This window comes from Pseudomonas fluorescens (assembly GCF_000968015.1).
Lineage (GTDB): Bacteria > Pseudomonadota > Gammaproteobacteria > Pseudomonadales > Pseudomonadaceae > Aquipseudomonas > Aquipseudomonas fluorescens_W.
Window position 1 is genome coordinate 23055 of sequence record NZ_LACH01000023.1, and the last position, 16820, is coordinate 39874.

Consider the following 16820-nt stretch of genomic DNA (forward strand, 5'->3'; position numbering starts at 1 on the left):
GGGCCGAAAAGGCCACCCGTCGATAGCGGAGCATTCTAAGGAGGCAAACACTTCAGGAAAATTCGTATTTTTAGCGGCTATACTTCGGTTTTAACGAACTGTAGATCGTCATGCTCAACTATCGGCAATTGCATTATTTCTGGGTGGTGGCCAAGACCGGCAGCATCGTGCGCGCCTGCGAGCAGTTGAACCTGACGCCGCAGACCATCAGCGGGCAGATTTCCCTGCTCGAACAAACCTATGGCATCGAGCTGTTTCGCCGGGTCGGCCGGCAGCTTGAGCTTACGGAGGCCGGCCGTCAGACACTGCCCTACGCCGAGCAAATGTTTCAGCTGGGCGACGAACTGGAGCTGATGCTGCGAGCACAGCCCAACGAACAGCAGATTCTGTTTCGGGTTGGCGTGGCCGATGTGGTGCCCAAATCCATCGTCTATCGCCTGATTGCGCCAACCATGGAGTTGAGCGAGCCGCTGCGCATCACCTGTCGAGAAGACAAGCTGGAACGCCTGCTCGCCGACCTGGCGATCCAGCGGCTCGACCTGGTGATTTCCGACAGCCCGATGCCCTCGCACCTGGACATCAAGGGCTACAGCCAGAAACTCGGGGAATGCGGGATCAGCTTCTTCGCTACCGCTGAACTGGCGGCGCAATACGGTCAGGATTTCCCCCGCAACCTGCACAGCGCACCGCTGCTGATTCCAGGGCCGGAGACCGTGGTGCGCAGTCGCTTGCAGCGCTGGTTTGCCGAGCAGCAGATCCAGCCGCGCATCGTCGGCGAATTCGACGACAGCGCCTTGATGCAGGCTTTCGGCCAATCCGGCAGCGGGATCTTCATCGGCCCGAGCGTGATTGCCGATGAAGTGATACGCCAATACGGCGTGGAATTGATTGGCCAGACCGACGCGGTGACCGAGTCGTTCTACGCCATTTCGGTCGAACGCAAGGTCAAGCACCCCGGCATTGTCGCCATTACCGAAGGTGCCCGACGCGAGCTGTTCACCGAGATGTGAGGTGTCAGGCGCAGACTTCGCGGGGCTTGAAAGTCATCAGCGCGATGGCCAAGAGGATCGAGGCGAGGATAAAAGCGGCCGCCGCGAAACCAAGACCTTGCAGGCCGACACCGTCGATGACCCGACCGCCGATCATGGCGCCCAGGCCGATACCGAGGTTAGCCCCGGCAATGTTCAGCGATGCCGCGAACGCCGGCGCTTCGGGTGCAGCCTTCATCAATCGCACATGGCTGACCAGGAACAACGCCGCCTGAGTCACGCCCCAAATCCCCATTGCCGCCGCCAGGCCCAGCGGCGAATGAATGTTCGGCACCAACGCCACCAGGCCGGCGATCATGAACGCGCAGAACATCATCGAGGCGATCAACGGATGACGATCCACCGCGCGGCCGCCCAGTGAGTTGCCGATCAAGCCGACCGCGCCGAAGCCCATCAGGCACCAGCCGACCACCGTGCCGTTGAAACCGGCCAGGCGCTCAAGAATGTCCGCCAGGTAGGTATAAGCGGTGAACATGCCGCTGAACACCAGGATCGACAGCAGCACATGCCCCACCATCAGCGGGCTGCGCAAAATTTTGAATTGCGAACTGAAGCTCACTTGATGCTGATGCAGATTGGTTTTCGGCAGGTAGATAAACAGCAGCAATGCCTTGGCAAACGCGATCACCGCCAGAATGCCGAAGGCACTGCGCCAACCGAACGCATCGGAGATCAGTGTGCCCACCGGAATGCCGAACACCGTGGCGCAGACAATGCCGAAACCAATCTTGGCGATGGCGCGACCGGCGTAGTCCGGGCCGACAATGTCCACCGCGGTTTCGCTGGCCAGCGCCCAGAACACTGGCAGCCCCAACGCGGGGATCAACCGAGCGGCGGCCATCACCCAGATGTTCGGCGCAAACGCCGCGAGGGTGTTGGCCAGGCCGAACATGATCAGCACCGAGATGAACAATTTGCGGCGCTCGAACCGGGCGAAATACGCAGTCAGGAACGGCCCGAATGCGGCGACCGTGAAGGCGAACAAGGTCACCAGCAAACCCGCTTGGGGGATGCTGACTTCAAGGTCTCGAGCGATCGCCGGTAACAGGCCGACGATGACGAATTCCGTGGTCAGCACCGTAAAACCGGCGGCAGACAACAGAAGGATGGGCAACAGCATGCAGAACTCCAGAAAACGACAACACCAGCGATAACCCGAAGGCCCACTGGCATGACTTGAAAATGAGGATGGCGAATCTTAACAGAGTGTTTCCGATCAGGGTTGCACGAACCTGCCGATCTCGTTGACCCCGCGGGCGGCAGATCGTCACAGGTCTGAAGGATGAAGACCACGCTGTGATAAAGTCCGCGCCCTGCGATACGTACACCCTATTCATCGGCCATTGATTGGCATTGATGTCGCGATACCCCCGCACCTAAAAAAAATCAGAGATGCCGTTTTATGACCGCTCCAACCCCTTCGCTATGGTTACGCCTGCAACGCTTAAGCCTGGTCACACAAATCATCATCGGCCTGATCGCCGGTATTGCCCTGGCCCTGTTCGCGCCGGAGGTGGCGAAGTCCACCGCATTCATCGGCAAAGTCTTCGTATCGGCACTGAAAGCCGTCGCGCCGATTCTGGTGTTCGTGCTGGTCATGGCCTCGATTGCCAACCATAAGCACGGCCAGGAAACCCACATCCGACCGATTCTGTTCCTGTATCTGCTGGGAACGTTTGCGGCGGCAGTGGTGGCCGTTGTCGCCAGTACGTTGTTCCCGTCGAGCCTGGTATTGGCCACTCACGACGTTGCGGTGACCGCACCGGGCGGGATCAGTGAAGTGCTGCAAAGTCTGCTGCTGAGCGTGGTCGACAACCCGGTCAGTGCGCTGATGAATGCCAACTTCATCGGCATTCTGGCGTGGGCGATTGGCATGGGCGTTGCCATTCGCCATGCTGGTGACACCACTCGCGAGGTGCTCGGCGACTTGTCCAACGGCGTGACCCTGATCGTGCGCTTGGTGATTCGTTTCGCGCCGCTGGGCATTTTCGGCCTGGTGGCTTCGACCCTCGCCAACTCTGGTTTCGGTGCCTTGATCGGCTATGTGCATCTGCTGGCGGTGTTGTTGGGCTGCATGCTGTTTGTGGCGCTGGTGATGAACCCGGTCATCGTGTTCTGGAAGCTGCGTCGCAACCCGTATCCACTGGTGATCACGTGCTTGCGCGAAAGCGGTATCACCGCATTTTTCACCCGCAGCTCGGCGGCGAACATTCCGGTCAATCTGGAGTTGAGCAAGCGCCTGGGCCTGCACGAAGACACTTACTCGGTCTCGATCCCGCTGGGCGCGACCATCAACATGGCGGGCGCGGCGATCACCATCACCGTGCTGACCCTGGCCGCCGTGCATACGCTGGGCATCGCCGTGGACATTCCGACTGCCATCCTGCTGAGCATCGTCGCCGCGATCTGTGCGTGTGGCGCTTCGGGCGTGGCGGGCGGTTCGTTGCTGTTGATTCCACTGGCGTGCAGCCTGTTTGGCATCCCCAGTGAAATCGCCATGCAGGTGGTGGCCGTCGGGTTCATCATCGGTGTGCTGCAGGACTCGGCGGAAACCGCGCTGAACTCCTCCACCGACGTACTGTTCACCGCGGCGGCGTGCCTGGGCGAAGAGCAGAAAACACAACGTATGGCGTAACCAAGATCAAAAGATCGCAGCCTCGTTTCACTCGACAGCTCCTACATTGAGATGCGTACCGCCTGTAGGAGCTGTCGAGTGAAACGAGGCTGCGATCTTTTGATCCACAAAATAAAGCCCGCCAAGGTTCACACCTTGGCGGGCTTTTTTACGTCGGGAGGTTTAGAACGCGCCCATGTAATCGCGCTTGCCCACTTCCACACCGTTGTGACGCAGCAGTGCGTAGGTGGTGGTGACGTGGAAGAAGAATTGCGGCAGGCCGTAGCTCAGCAGGTAAGCCTGGCCGGTGAAGCGCTTCTCTTTCGGCGTGCCCTGACGGGTAATGATTTCGATGCCTTCCTTGCCGTCGATCTGTTCCGGTTTGATCTCACCGATGAAGGCCAGCACTTTGGCGATCAGCGCTTGCAGCTCGGCGAAGGTGGTTTCGGTGTCGTCGTATTTCGGCAGTTCAACTTCGGCCAGACGCGCGGAAACGCCTTTGGCGAAATCAACGGCGATCTGCACCTGACGGACCAGCGGGAACATGTCCGGGTACAGACGGGCTTGCAGGAAAGCGTTCGGGTCGATGTTCTTGGCAGTGGCGTGGGCTTCGGCCTTGTTCAAAACATCGCTCAAGGCGTTGAGCATTTGTTTGAAAACCGGAACGGAAGCGGCGTACAGGGAAATAGTCATGGCAGTCTCGTGTTGTGACAGGAGGGAACGTGGGGCGATTATAGCCATGAGCGGTCCCAGGTGAAGCGATAGATATTGGCGGGCTGTCCGGGATGACAACGGCCGTTATCGGCATCGGCACCGACAATCGACCACTGTGCGCGCGAAGTTTCGCCCAGTTCACGGGCGGCCTGCGGATTGAAACACTGGCTCAGCAGTTCATCCGGCACCAAGGCGTACGCCTGACGGTGTTCGCGCAGCCATTGAGCGGCCTGCTCGACCGTGGAGCCGATCATCCCGAAATGCACGATCGGCTGTCGGGCGAACAACCAATGGCCTTCGCGCCAGTTGACCAGCACCAGATCTGCGCCTTGAGTCATGGTCGCTGCTTGCGCCATCAGCGCCTCGTGGGGATTGGGTCCGTCCTTGACCGGGTCGATGAAACCGCGAGCGAACCACAGCGTGAACCACGTGACGGCCACTACCTGGAATACCCGCCGACCGCGCGGTCGCTTGCCGAACCAGCGCTTGAGCAGCCACGGAATCAGCGGCGCGACAACCAGCACCAGCCCTGGCAACGCCGGATAAATGTACAACTTGCGTTTGCCGCTGCTCAGGCAAAAGAACAGTACGACCAGTACAACCCAACCCAGCAGCACCAGCACTCGACCGTCGCGCTTGCGCAACTGCCTGCGCCAGGCGGGCACGAGCCACGGCAAGGCCAGCACCAACGGCATCCAGTATTGCGGGATGACGTTGACGAAGAAGTACCAGAACGGTTCTCGGTGGTCCCACGCGGCGGCATAGCGCCCCGCAGTCTGGCGCAGCAGAATTTCCCGTGCGTAGGCGATTTCGTCAGCGGCGCCATTGAACGCGATGGACACCGCCAACGGCAGCAGCCAGATCGCGACGGCGCCAAGCACCACCAACAGGCCCAGGCACCACTTGCGCGCCTCGCCCGGCATGGCCACCACCCCGGGCCAGCCTTTGCGCACCGCGTAGGCATACGGAATCAGCATCAACGCCGGGAGAAAGCCGACCCCTTTGGTGATCACGCCAATGCCCATGGCCGCGCAACCCGCGTAGAACCAACGCCAGGCGGGCCCGAGCAGCAGGTGACGGGCCAGGCCGTACATCCCCAGAGAAGTGAACAGAATCAGAAAACTGTCGATCTGACCGGTCCGCAGAATGCTGTACGTCTGATAGGTGGCCAAGTACAACAGCGCTGCTGTTCGTCCGGCCCGCTGATTCCACAACCGACGACCCAGGTCGTAGAGCATGGCCGTGACCGAAGTGGCAGACAAAAGCCCCGGAATATAAAGGGCAAGCGCGGGCATCCCGGTGATCCAGGTAAAAAACGCCACCGTCCACATGAAAATCGGTGGTTTATCGCCGTAGATCTCGGCGGCTCGGTGCGGAATCAGCCAAGAACCGTTGTGCAGCATCTCCAGCGCAACACCGAGGAAACGCTCCTCGTCGACATTCTGCGGCTGACGCAGCCCGAATCCGGCGCCGACCAATAAAAGAGCAAGCAACATCAGCCCCAGGCATTCGACGCTGGGTGACAGGGTTCGGCGCACGGTTCAGTCCTTCAAGGTTGTGCTGCGGGCAATCAATTGCAGGTTGCGCAAATAGACGATGGAGCCGAACGCCTGACCGGCGATGAAAACCGGGTCCTGTCGGTAAATGGCGTAAGCGAACAGCAGCGTGCTGCCGACGATGCTCAGGTGCCAGAAGCTCACCGGAATCACGCTGCGCTTCTTGTATTCGCTGTACAGCCACTGCAGGACAAAGCGACCGGTGAAGGCGATCTGGCCAGTGAAACCGACCACCAGCCACAGGGTTTCGCGGGACAGGTTCATCCTTCGATCTCCTGCGCATGGGCATGCAGGCGCGTGCGCCTGATCAGCCACCAGACGCCGATCAGATCGAGAATGCCCACCAGGGCGCGGTCGATATTTCCGTATTTGGATACCCCGGCCGTGCGAGGCCGATGGTTGACCGGATGGGTGATCATCCGACCGTTATGACGCTGGATCAGCGCAGGAATGAACCGGTGCATGTGATCGAAGTACGGCAAGCGCAGAAACGCCGCCCGCTGTATCAGTTTCAGCCCGCAGCCGGTGTCCGGCGTCTGGTCCTTGAGCATGCGGCTGCGCAACCTGTTGGCAAAGCGCGAGGCCCAGCGCTTGCTCGCGGTATCACGACGGTTGACCCGGTGCCCGGCCACCAACTGAAGGTCAACGCTCCCCTGCTCTCTGCGCACTAATGCCAGCATGCCGGGGATGTCCGCCGGGTCGTTCTGACCGTCGCCATCGAGCGTGGCCAGCCATTGGCCCCGGGCAGCAAGCGCCGCATGGTAGAGCGAAGTGCTCTGCCCCAGCGAACGCTCATGTCGCAGGATGCGCAACGTGCTCAGGCCGCTGTGCCGGGTCTGTCGCAGGTCCTGCAAGGAAGTGTCAGTACTGCCATCGTCCACGACGATGATTTCATACGCCTCATCGACCAGTGCGATACGGATTTCCTCAAGCAGCGATTTGAGATTGCTCGCCTCGTTCTTTGCCGGAATCAGCACGGATACAAATATGTCTTGGCTCATAGAGGCCCCTATTACCCTGGATTTTTTATTATCAAGGGCCAACGTTTCATCTCTGGTAAAAGTGGCGGTACCACTTCACAAATTCCGCGACGCCAGCCTCAACCGTCACTTGTGGACGGAAATCGACCCACTGCGCCAATGCCGACACATCCGCCCAGGTCTTGACCACATCACCAGCCTGCAGCGGCAGGAAGTTGCGCCGGGCTTCCCTGTCCAATGCCGACTCCAGGCACTCGACGAAATCCATCAGCGCCACCGGCGTGCCGCGCCCGATGTTGAAGATTCGGTTGGCGCCAACGCCAGGTCCGTCCGATAACGGCGGTCTTGGGCGCAGGCGCGCAATACTTTCGACGATGTCGTCGATGTAGGTGAAGTCACGCGACATCTGGCCTTGGTTGTAGAGGTCAATCGGCCTGTCGTTGAGGATCGCTTCGGTAAATTTGAACAGCGCCATGTCGGGGCGCCCCCAAGGTCCGTAAACGGTAAAAAAACGCAGGCCACTGGCCTTCAGCCCATACAGATGGCAGTAGCTGTGGGCCATCAGCTCGTTGGCACGCTTACTGGCGGCATACAACGAAATCGGATGATCGACGGGGTCTTCGACGCTGAACGGCATTTTGCTGTTGGTGCCATACACCGAGCTGCTCGATGCATAAATCAGATGCTCGGGGCGATGGTGCCGGCAGGCTTCCAGCACATTCAGAAAACCCGTCAGGTTCGATTGCGCATACACGTCCGGGTTGTCCAGCGAGTAGCGAACGCCCGCCTGGGCAGCCAGATGGATAACCTCTGTGAAGCCATGATCCTTGAACAATGCCATCAAGGCCGGTTTGTCGACGATATCCAGTGCCTGGAAATGAAAGCCCGACAAGGGCTTCAGCTCCTTGAGCCGTGCGTGTTTGAGTTCCACGCTGTAGTAGTCGTTGAGATTATCGATACCGACCACCTCAAGACCTTCCTGACACAAGCGCTTGACCGTGTGATACCCGATGAAACCGGCGGCGCCGGTGACCAGTACGGTCATAGCGGGCGCGCGCCGATCAGCGCATTATTGCGGGTCGATACCCACGTCAGCTTCATGCCTTGCTCCACTGCACAATTAATAAGGCCGGTGACGTCGTCGATAGGAATTTTCGCCGTACCCGTGATGAGCCGCAGTCCTCTGCAGCCCTGCATACGGTGCACGTCTGATTGTTAAGATTACGTAACAGATTGATTTAGCTTTTGTGACCATTGCCAATCGTACGGCGACGAATTCAGTTGCCATTGGCACACGTCAATCTAAAGTGCATGCCAGCAGGAGAAAATCATGAACCCGGGAAGGAATGCAGAATCATGAGCACCGAGCAAGAAACGACCTTCGACGAGCCGCGACTCAACAGCACGGAAATCCGCATTCTGGGTTCGTTGATCGAAAAACAGGCCACCAGCCCGGAAACCTATCCGCTGACCCTCAATGCGCTGGTGATTGCCTGCAACCAGAAAACCAGCCGCGAGCCGGTGATGAACCTCACCCAGGGTCAGGTCGGTCAAAGCCTGCGCGCCCTCGAAGGACGCGGCTTTACCAAACTGGTGATGGGCAGTCGTGCGGATCGCTGGGAACACAAAGTCGACAAGGCACTGGAGCTGGTGCCGGCTCAGGTCATTCTTGCGGGGCTGCTGTTCCTGCGGGGTCCGCAAACGGTCAATGAACTGCTGACCCGCAGCGGCCGCATGCATGACTTTGAAGATGCCGAGCAGGTGGTGCATCAACTGGAACGCTTGATCGCTCGCGGTCTGGCGCTGTTGATCCCGCGCCAGGCCGGTCAGCGTGAAGACCGATACATGCACGCCTTGGGCGACCCGGCGGACATCGAAGTGATCCTGGCGGCACGGCAGAACCCGGCTGAACGTGGCGCGGGTGGCGCCGTATCGGTTGAGCGAATCGAAGAGCTTGAGGCGCGAATTGCGGCGCTGGAAGAGCGTCTGGCCCGCCTCGAGTAACCTAACAACAAAGATCGAATGTGGGAGCGGGCTTGCTCCCACATTCGGTTTGCGGTGCTTCTACTCGCCGTCCCAATAATCCACGCCGTCCGCCGGTCTGGCGACGGCGACGAAGCCCGAGGCATTGCCCTCGGCGTCGACCTTGAAGTCGTCCATCACCGCGTATTTGCCGGAATCCGGGTACTCGCAAATCTCGGGTGACTGCTGGGTGCTGACCGCCAGGTAGCGCAGCTCAGCGTTGCTGGTGTTGATGATCTGGTGCGCGGCTTCAGGGCCGCCCGGCGGGCAGGCAATGACATCACCGGCGCGAACGGGAAAGCGCTCGGCGCCCAAGCGAATCTCCCCTTCCCCGACCACGATATAAAACATCTCCTCGTTGACCCGATGACTGTGAAACGGGCTGCCACGCATCCCCGGTTCCAGCGCATACAGGCGATAACCCAGCTTCTGCGCGCCAAGTTGCTGGCCGATGCGCGCCTGCCGTTGCCGATAGCGGTCGGCGGTGTCTCCCGTCGGGGCAAACGCTTCGGGCAGCGGCTCGAGTTCAGCCTGATCCAGATTAAGAATGGCAGGATGCATGAGTCACCTCAGTCACGGTTTCGCTTGCTGGGCAGCAGGATAGCCAAGGCCACTTCGGGCAAATTCCACGGCTTTGTGAAACTGCTCATCGGTCGGCCGCACGCCGGTGTACAGCACGAACTGCTCCAGCGCCTGGATCGCGATCACTTCCAGACCGGTGATCACTCGTTTGTCTTCAGCACGAGCTCGCACAATCAACGGTGTTTCCGAGGGGACTGCCACTACATCGAAGACAATCTCGGCAGCAGCGATGGTTTCAACATCGAACGCCAGCTGATCGGCCTCGGGGCCGGACATGCCAATCGGTGTGACGTTGATCAGCATCTGCGGCCGCTCCGAACCCAGTTCCGCTTGCCATCGATAGCCCAGCGATTCGGCCAACGCACGTCCGGAACGCTCGTTACGGGCAACGATCACGCCATTTTTGTAGCCACCATCGCGCAAGGCGCTGGCCACCGCCTTGGCCATGCCGCCGCTGCCGCGCAGGGCAAAGGTCAATTCCTTCGGCACCTGGTGGGTGTCAAGCAACTGGGCGATCGCGATGTAGTCGGTGTTGTAAGCCTTGAGATGGCCGTTAGTGTTGACGATGGTGTTGATCGATTGAATGGCCGCAGCGGAGGGATCCAGTTCATCGACCAGCGCAATGCACGCCTCCTTGAACGGCATCGACACGCCGCAACCACGAATCCCCAGAGCGCGAATGCCGCCAACAGCGCCTGGCAGATCCTGACTGCTGAAGGCCTTATAGTAAAAATTCAGGTCCAGTTGCTCATACAGATGATTGTGAAACCGCAGGCCGAAGTTCCCGGGATGTGCGGAAAGCGACATGCACAGCTGGGTGTCTCTGTTGGGGTTCATCTGCATGAAAAATCTCCTTGAATAGCACTTTCAGATGGACGGGATTAGCCAATCCATCGGGTCTGATCGATCATAACGGTGTGTCTGTGCGCGGCCTCACTGAACCGTAAAGAAGCGAGTACAGACCTTACACAAAATTTACCCAACGGCTGTGCTGATTTTGAAATAAACGCTGTCTTAGAAGTATCCCCGCGACAATCCTTGGGTCTATTGCAGACACAAGCGCCGGGGCGAAGAACCGAGGAACTATCATGATCCGTAAAATCCCCACAGTAGCCTTGCTGATCGGTGCTCTCGCTATCGCAGGGCAGGCAGAAGCTGGCGGCGGTCACGGCGGTCACGGTTGGGAAGGACCGGCGGTATTTGGCGCTATCGTTGGCACAGCCATCGTCGGTTCGGCCATCATCAACAGCAATCGGCCGGTCTATGTACAGCAACCGGTTTACGCTCAGCCACAACCGGTTTACTACGGCCCGCCACCGGTTTATTACCAGCCGGCACCAGTCTACGTGCAACAACCGGTCTATTACGGCCCGCCGCCGGTTTACTACGGCCCGCCACGTGGTTATTACGGTCCACCGCGCGGTTACTACGGCCCTCCCCACGGCTATGGCCGCTGGTAACGGAATCATCAGGCCCCGCCTCAACAGCGGGGCCTTTTTTGTGACCGCCCGTCGGCGGAAGTCTGGATAAATCTCGCCAAGGTCGCTGTCGGGACAGTCTTTGCGGTGCAAGTTGGCAAGATTGACTCGCCATCCTTCCCCCGCGTTGGGGAAAACGGTCATATTTATGTCATGTCCGGTCCGCAATCTTGGATCTGTCCGTTAACAACAGGTTGATAATAACAAGGACGACCTAATGCCCACGCAAAACCCGCACCGTATTGTCGGCTTGTGCACTTCCAGCAAGGTGTACAACGCACTGACCGAACTCAAGCACCTGGAAGGCCATCGCAGCGCCAAGTTTCTTTCGCTGCTGGCAGAAAACCTGGTGCGAAAAGGCCTGCTCAACGAGCAGGAAGTGGTTCATATGCTGGATCTGGTGGTCGACTGAAGCGAAGCCTCATTGGCATCAATGAAGACTATCGAAAGCGTTGATTGTCCGTTCAAGCGTCCGGTCCGTAAGGTAGCTCCATAGATTGATGGAGGTACTTATGTCCCAGGTTCAGATCATGTCCGTTATCGGCAGCGCCGTTCCCGCATCACTTAGAGAGCTAGGATTGCTCGCCTGTTGGTACCTGGTACAGGACGGCGAACCGATCAGCGGCCCGCTCACCTCGCTGCCGGCCGCCCAGGCACTGTCGCAACGCATCGGCCAAGGCCAGATCAGCGTTTAAGGCAGCTGTACCCGCGGCTTGGTTTCAATGAAAATTGCCCAGCTCGACATGAACAGCGCAGCGATCAGCGGCCCGATCACAAAGCCATTGAGGCCGAAGACCGCCAGACCGCCAAGGGTCGAGATCAGGATCAGATAGTCCGGCATCTTGGTATCCTTGCCCACCAGGATCGGTCGCAGCACGTTATCCACCAGACCGATCACGAAAATCCCGTACAGCCCCAGCACCACGCCCTGCCACATCGCTCCGGCGAACAGGAAAAACGCCGCCACCGGCGCCCAGACGATCCCCGCCCCCACCGCTGGCAACAGCGACAGAAACGCCATCAGCACCGCCCAGAGCAGCGAGCTCGGAATATCCAGAAACCAGAAAATCAAACCGCCCAATGCGCCCTGCGTGATCGCCACCAGCAGGTTGCCCTTCACTGTCGCCCGTACCACACGATTGAACTTGAGTTGCAAACGGCGTTTCTGGTGCTCTTGCAGCGGCACGGCAGCGCGTACTTTGCGGGCCAGTTCGGCGCCGTCCCGCAGAAAGAAGTACAGCAGGTAAAGCATGATGAAAAAGCTCACCACAAAGTCGAACGTGCCTTGGCCGAAACTGAAAGCCTGCGTGGCGATAAACTCATTGCCTGTCACCGCACTCTTGATGATTTTCTCCCGCAGCCCATCCAGCTCGCCTACCCCGGCCCGATCGAGCAAGTGCTGGAAGTACGGCGGCAGGCTGTGTTTGAAATGCGTCACATACCCGGCGATGTCCAGTTCGCCGCTTTCGATGCTTTTGTACAGCGCGGCCCCTTCCTGGACCAGCAAGATACTGAGGATGATCACCGGCAGAATCGCGATCACCAGACAGATGCTCAGGGTGAGCAACGAGGTCAGATTGCGCTCCCAGCCGAACTTCAGTTGCAGTCGTCGCTGCAGGGGCGCGAAGAGGATGCCGAGGATCACCGCCCAGAACACTGCACCGTAAAACGGCAACAAAATCCAGATGAAGGCGGCGGTGACCAGCCCCAGCAAGATCACCAGTGATTTGTTTTGTACTGTCTCTTCGTTCATGTCCGATCCATGTCAGTCCGCAAGGACACAATGTCGCGCCCTGATACTTAGTCCTCCACGGTTCGCGCGAGTGCCATCCGTTTGTTCATCAAGCATAGATCCAGATCAATGAACCCCGCGGGCAAGCCGCTTACTCTCAGCGGCTTTTGTGACCGACTCTGCCATGACTCTCCTGCCTCCAGAACTGCTCGCCCCCGCCGGCACCTTGAAAAACATGCGATATGCCTTCGCCTACGGCGCCGATGCGGTGTACGCCGGTCAGCCGCGCTACAGCCTGCGGGTGCGCAACAACGAATTCGATCACGCCAATCTGGCCCTCGGCATCCACGAGGCCCAGGCTCAAGGCAAGCGCTTCTATGTGGTGGTGAACATCGCCCCGCACAACGCCAAACTGAAAACCTTCCTCAAGGATCTGGAACCGGTAATTGCCATGGCGCCGGATGCGCTGATCATGTCCGATCCAGGCCTGATCATGCTGGTCCGCCGGCATTATCCGCAGATGCCGATTCACCTTTCGGTACAGGCCAACACAGTGAACTGGGCCAGTGTCGAGTTCTGGCAGCAACAAGGCGTGAGCCGGATCATCCTGTCGCGGGAACTGTCCCTGGAAGAAATCGCCGAAATCCGCGAGCAAGTCCCGGCGATGGAGCTGGAGGTGTTCGTCCATGGCGCCTTGTGCATGGCCTATTCCGGTCGCTGCCTGCTGTCGGGCTACATGAACAAGCGCGACGCCAATCAGGGCAGCTGCACCAATGCCTGTCGCTGGAAATATTCGGCGCAAGAGGCCACGGAAAATCAGCTCGGCGAGATCGTGCAGACCTTCCAGCCCGAACCGACCCTGGGCATCGGCGCCCCGACCGACCAGGTGTTCCTGTTGCAGGAAGCCAATCGGCCCGATGAATTGATGCCGGCCTTCGAAGACGAACACGGCACTTACATCATGAACGCCAAGGACCTGCGTGCCGTGCAGCACGTCGAGCGCCTGACGCAGATGGGCGTGCACTCATTGAAAATCGAGGGCCGGACCAAATCCCACTTTTACTGCGCACGAACCACTCAGGTTTACCGCCGGGCAATCGACGACGCGGTGGCCGGTCGCGAGTTCGACCGCAGTCTGATGACAGATCTGGAATCCCTGGCCCAGCGCGGCTACACCGAAGGCTTTCTGCGGCGGCATGTGCATGACGAATACCAGAACTACCAGCACGGCAGTTCGGTGTCGGAGCGGCAGCAATTTGTCGGCGAGCTGACCGGCGAGCGGCGTGACCGGATGGCAGAGGTCAAGGTGAAGAATCGTTTTGGTCTGGGCGACCACATGGAGCTGATGACGCCCAAGGGCAACTTCCACTTTTATCTGCATCAGCTGCAGAACGTCAACGGCCAGCCCATCGACGTGGCGCCGGGGGATGGGCACACGGTGTATCTGCCGATTCCGGATGCGGTGGATTTGCAGTTTGGGTTGTTGATGCGCGATGTCAGCGTGAGCTGAACATCATCAAGCGACACAAAACCTTGTGGGAGCGAGCCTGCTCGCGAAGACGGACTTTCAGCCAACATCATTGTTGAATGTTGAAACGCTTTCGCGAGCAGGCTCGCTCCCACAGGGGATCGGCTGTGTACCCGGTTTTTACGACCACCACAGATCAAAATGTGGGAGCGGGCCTGCTCGCGAAAGCAATGTCACGGACAACAAATGTAGGGTCAGCGATCGGCCGAAAACCGGTCGCGACTGTTGGTCAGGTGCAGCCACATCGCCGCCCGCGCCGCATCCGGATCTTGCCGTTTGATGGCGTTGAGAATCGCCTCGTGCTCAAGGTTGGCCAGTTGCCCGAGCTTGCTCAAGTCCACTGCGCCGCGCTCGGCAGCATTGACGCGGGTGCGCGGGATCATGGCGCTGCCCAGGTGCTGCATGATTTCGGTGAAGCACACGTTGCCGGTGGCTTCGGCGATCAGCAGGTGGAAGCGCTTGTCGGCTTCGACGCAGCTGTCGTTGTTGGCCAGCAGGCTTTGATAGTCGTCCAGCGCTTCACGCATCTGCGCCAGTTGATGCTCGGTGCGACGGGTTGCCGCCAGTGCGGCGGCCTGGGTTTCCAGGCCCATGCGCAACTCCAGAATGCTGCGCACCCCCAGTGCGGTATCGACGTTCAACCGCAGCCCCTGCTCCGGTGCTCGTTCGATAACAAAGGTGCCAATGCCGTGCCGGGTCTCCACCAACCCGGACGCCTGCAATTTCGAGATCGCCTCGCGCACCACCGTGCGACTGACCCCGTGCTCCTGAACAATCGTGTTCTCGGACGGCAGCTTGTCCCCGGGCAGCATCTGGCCGAGCAAGATGCTCTGGGTCAGCTTGGCCACCAGGTCATGGGCCAGGTTGTGGGTGCGCTTGCGGGCAGGCGCGTCGAGGTCTTCTTGCATGGCGATCATCCGGAAGCAGGGCTACCGGAATCGTAGCACTGCGCTCGATGGGAATCTCAAGAAAACACCCACCTACTTGTATGACAACACTCAACAAATAGGCTATTCGAGACCACAAAAAAGGTCGCACATCACCGCAAAAGAATAATAAACGCTCTATAAAGCGCCATTTTGTTGGACAACCACTCTTGCGTGATGAAAAAACGTAGTTGTATGATGTCTATCAACATCGCAACACCCAGTCACACCCCGCATAAAAATAATCAGTGGGAGATAACGCAGTGAATACATCCATATCCGGGATGAACGATGGCGCCGATTCGGTCCTGAAATCCGCCATCTCGAAAGTGAAACGCCATGTTCTGCCGCTGTTCGTGATCATGTTCATCGTCAACTACATCGACCGCGTGAACATCGGCTTCGTCCGCGCCCACATGGAACATGACCTGGGCATCGGCGCTGCCGCCTACGGCCTCGGCGCCGGTCTGTTCTTCATCGGTTACGCGCTGTTTGAAGTCCCCTCCAACATCCTCCTGCAAAAAGTCGGCGCGCGAATCTGGCTGACCCGCATCATGCTGACCTGGGGCCTGGTCGCCGCTTGCATGGCCTTCATCCAGAACGAAACCCACTTCTACATCCTGCGATTCCTGCTGGGCGTGGCCGAAGCAGGTTTCTTCCCCGGAGTGATTTATTACTTCACCCGCTGGTTGCCTGGCGTTGAACGCGGCAAGGCGATTGCCATCTTCCTCAGCGGTTCGGCGATTGCTTCACTGATCTCCGGCCCGCTGTCCGGGTTACTCCTGCAAATCAGCGGTTTCGGTATGCACGGCTGGCAGTGGATGTACTTCATTGAAGGGATGTTCTCAGTCGGGTTGTGCGTGTTCGTCTGGTTCTGGCTGGACTCCAAACCCCATGACGCCAAATGGCTGAGCCGCGACGAACAAGACGCGCTGGTCAAAGCCATCGACGACGAACAACTGGCCCGCGAAGCCGCGACGCCAATCAAACCGTCGCTGGGCACGTTGCTCAAGGATCGCCAGATCATCCTGTTCTGCCTGATCTATTTCTTCATCCAATTGACCATCTACGCCGCGACCTTCTGGCTGCCGAGCATCATCAAGAAGATGGGCGACCTGAGCGACATTCAGGTCGGGTTGTTCAACTCGATTCCATGGTTGCTGTCGATCGTCGGCATGTACGCCTTCGCTTCGCTGTCGGCCAAATGGAAGCATCAACAAGCGTGGGTCGCCGCGGCCCTGCTGATCGCAGCAGCCGGGATGTTCATGTCCACCACCGGTGGGCCGATCTTCGCCTTCGTTGCGATCTGCTTTGCTGCGCTGGGTTTCAAATCGGCGTCGTCGCTGTTCTGGCCGATTCCACAGGCCTATCTGGACGCACGGATCGCTGCCGGCGTGATCGCGCTGATCAACTCGGTGGGCAACCTCGGCGGCTTCGTCGCGCCGACCACGTTCGGCCTGCTGGAAGAGCGCACCGGTTCGATTCAGGGCGGGCTGTATGGCCTGGCCGCGACCTCGATCATTGCCGCAATCATCGTCTTCGCCGCACGCAACAAACCGAAATCCGCACCTGCTGCTGCACTGGCCAAACCAGCGCCCAATCACGCCTGAACACTCATGTAAGAGCACTGTTTTGAAGG

The 16820-nt window shown here is 59.1% G+C and carries 18 protein-coding genes; 8 read left to right on the forward strand and 10 right to left on the reverse strand.

Annotated features, from left to right (window positions below; genetic code table 11):
• Positions 1 to 110 precede the first annotated feature (110 nt).
• Positions 111 to 1010: a transcriptional activator NhaR gene (nhaR, locus tag VD17_RS13010; RefSeq protein ID WP_046054158.1), complete on the forward strand. Its 900-nt coding sequence runs from the start codon at positions 111 to 113 to the stop codon at positions 1008 to 1010.
• Positions 1011 to 1014: 4 nt separating this feature from the next.
• Here the strand turns inward: nhaR and VD17_RS13015 are convergent, their stop codons facing one another.
• Positions 1015 to 2169, reverse strand: a complete 1155-nt coding sequence (locus VD17_RS13015; RefSeq protein WP_046054159.1) for an MFS transporter — start codon at positions 2167 to 2169, stop codon at positions 1015 to 1017.
• 282 nt (positions 2170 to 2451) lie between these two features.
• Here VD17_RS13015 and sstT point away from each other — a divergent pair, with 282 nt between their 5' ends.
• Positions 2452 to 3684, forward strand: a complete 1233-nt coding sequence (gene sstT, locus VD17_RS13020; protein WP_046054160.1) for a serine/threonine transporter SstT — start codon at positions 2452 to 2454, stop codon at positions 3682 to 3684.
• 162 nt (positions 3685 to 3846) lie between these two features.
• Here the strand turns inward: sstT and VD17_RS13025 are convergent, their stop codons facing one another.
• From VD17_RS13025 to VD17_RS13045, 5 genes are read right to left on the reverse strand one after another with little or no spacing between them, the layout of a single operon-like run.
• Positions 3847 to 4356, reverse strand: coding sequence for a DUF1993 domain-containing protein (locus VD17_RS13025; RefSeq protein WP_008148402.1), 510 nt, complete (start codon positions 4354 to 4356; stop codon positions 3847 to 3849).
• Between the two features lie 38 nt (positions 4357 to 4394).
• Positions 4395 to 5915 carry an ArnT family glycosyltransferase gene (locus VD17_RS13030; protein WP_046054161.1) on the reverse strand — a complete coding sequence of 507 codons (1521 nt, stop codon included), beginning with the start codon at positions 5913 to 5915 and terminating at the stop codon, positions 4395 to 4397.
• A gap of 3 nt (positions 5916 to 5918) precedes the next feature.
• Positions 5919 to 6197: a lipid-A-disaccharide synthase N-terminal domain-containing protein gene (locus VD17_RS13035; RefSeq protein WP_046054162.1), complete on the reverse strand. Its 279-nt coding sequence runs from the start codon at positions 6195 to 6197 to the stop codon at positions 5919 to 5921.
• Positions 6194 to 6934 carry a glycosyltransferase family 2 protein gene (locus VD17_RS13040; RefSeq protein WP_046054163.1) on the reverse strand — a complete coding sequence of 247 codons (741 nt, stop codon included), beginning with the start codon at positions 6932 to 6934 and terminating at the stop codon, positions 6194 to 6196. Before VD17_RS13040 ends, VD17_RS13035 begins: the two co-directional genes overlap by 4 nt.
• 46 nt (positions 6935 to 6980) lie before the next feature.
• Entirely contained in the window at positions 6981 to 7958 is a 978-nt protein-coding gene (locus tag VD17_RS13045) for an NAD-dependent epimerase (RefSeq protein WP_046054164.1), read from the reverse strand.
• Between the two features lie 311 nt (positions 7959 to 8269).
• On the opposite strand from VD17_RS13045, the gene VD17_RS13050 reads away from it, so the two are divergent.
• Positions 8270 to 8917 (forward strand): YceH family protein, encoded by a 648-nt coding sequence (locus tag VD17_RS13050; protein ID WP_046054165.1) that lies wholly within the window; start codon positions 8270 to 8272, stop codon positions 8915 to 8917.
• Positions 8918 to 8977: 60 nt separating this feature from the next.
• Here the strand turns inward: VD17_RS13050 and VD17_RS13055 are convergent, their stop codons facing one another.
• On the reverse strand, positions 8978 to 9496 hold the full coding sequence (locus VD17_RS13055; protein ID WP_046054166.1) for a cupin domain-containing protein: 519 nt from the start codon (positions 9494 to 9496) through the stop codon (positions 8978 to 8980).
• Positions 9497 to 9508: 12 nt separating this feature from the next.
• The gene (locus tag VD17_RS13060; protein ID WP_046054167.1) at positions 9509 to 10360 is read right to left on the reverse strand and encodes a shikimate 5-dehydrogenase; all 852 of its coding nucleotides are present in this window, start codon (positions 10358 to 10360) and stop codon (positions 9509 to 9511) included.
• 245 nt (positions 10361 to 10605) lie between these two features.
• Between VD17_RS13060 and VD17_RS13065 the strand changes: the two genes are divergently transcribed.
• The 3 genes from VD17_RS13065 to VD17_RS13075 all read left to right on the forward strand — a co-directional run bounded on the left by VD17_RS13065 (position 10606) and on the right by VD17_RS13075 (position 11690).
• Positions 10606 to 10977: a hypothetical protein gene (locus VD17_RS13065; RefSeq protein ID WP_046054168.1), complete on the forward strand. Its 372-nt coding sequence runs from the start codon at positions 10606 to 10608 to the stop codon at positions 10975 to 10977.
• Positions 10978 to 11212: 235 nt separating this feature from the next.
• Positions 11213 to 11407, forward strand: coding sequence for a hypothetical protein (locus VD17_RS13070; protein ID WP_003179723.1), 195 nt, complete (start codon positions 11213 to 11215; stop codon positions 11405 to 11407).
• Positions 11408 to 11507: 100 nt separating this feature from the next.
• Positions 11508 to 11690, forward strand: a complete 183-nt coding sequence (locus tag VD17_RS13075; RefSeq protein WP_046054169.1) for a hypothetical protein — start codon at positions 11508 to 11510, stop codon at positions 11688 to 11690.
• On the opposite strand, the gene VD17_RS13080 is transcribed toward VD17_RS13075, so the two are convergent.
• Positions 11687 to 12748, reverse strand: coding sequence for an AI-2E family transporter (locus VD17_RS13080; protein ID WP_046054170.1), 1062 nt, complete (start codon positions 12746 to 12748; stop codon positions 11687 to 11689). The two genes, VD17_RS13075 and VD17_RS13080, sit on opposite strands and share 4 nt — an antisense overlap.
• A gap of 163 nt (positions 12749 to 12911) precedes the next feature.
• Here VD17_RS13080 and trhP point away from each other — a divergent pair, with 163 nt between their 5' ends.
• Complete coding sequence (trhP, locus tag VD17_RS13085) at positions 12912 to 14237, forward strand: prephenate-dependent tRNA uridine(34) hydroxylase TrhP (protein WP_046054171.1); 1326 nt, start codon at positions 12912 to 12914, stop codon at positions 14235 to 14237.
• Between the two features lie 212 nt (positions 14238 to 14449).
• Here the strand turns inward: trhP and VD17_RS13090 are convergent, their stop codons facing one another.
• Positions 14450 to 15163 carry a FadR/GntR family transcriptional regulator gene (locus VD17_RS13090; RefSeq protein ID WP_046054181.1) on the reverse strand — a complete coding sequence of 238 codons (714 nt, stop codon included), beginning with the start codon at positions 15161 to 15163 and terminating at the stop codon, positions 14450 to 14452.
• 281 nt (positions 15164 to 15444) lie between these two features.
• On the opposite strand from VD17_RS13090, the gene VD17_RS13095 reads away from it, so the two are divergent.
• Entirely contained in the window at positions 15445 to 16791 is a 1347-nt protein-coding gene (locus VD17_RS13095) for an MFS transporter (protein ID WP_033057350.1), read from the forward strand.
• Positions 16792 to 16820 lie beyond the last annotated feature (29 nt).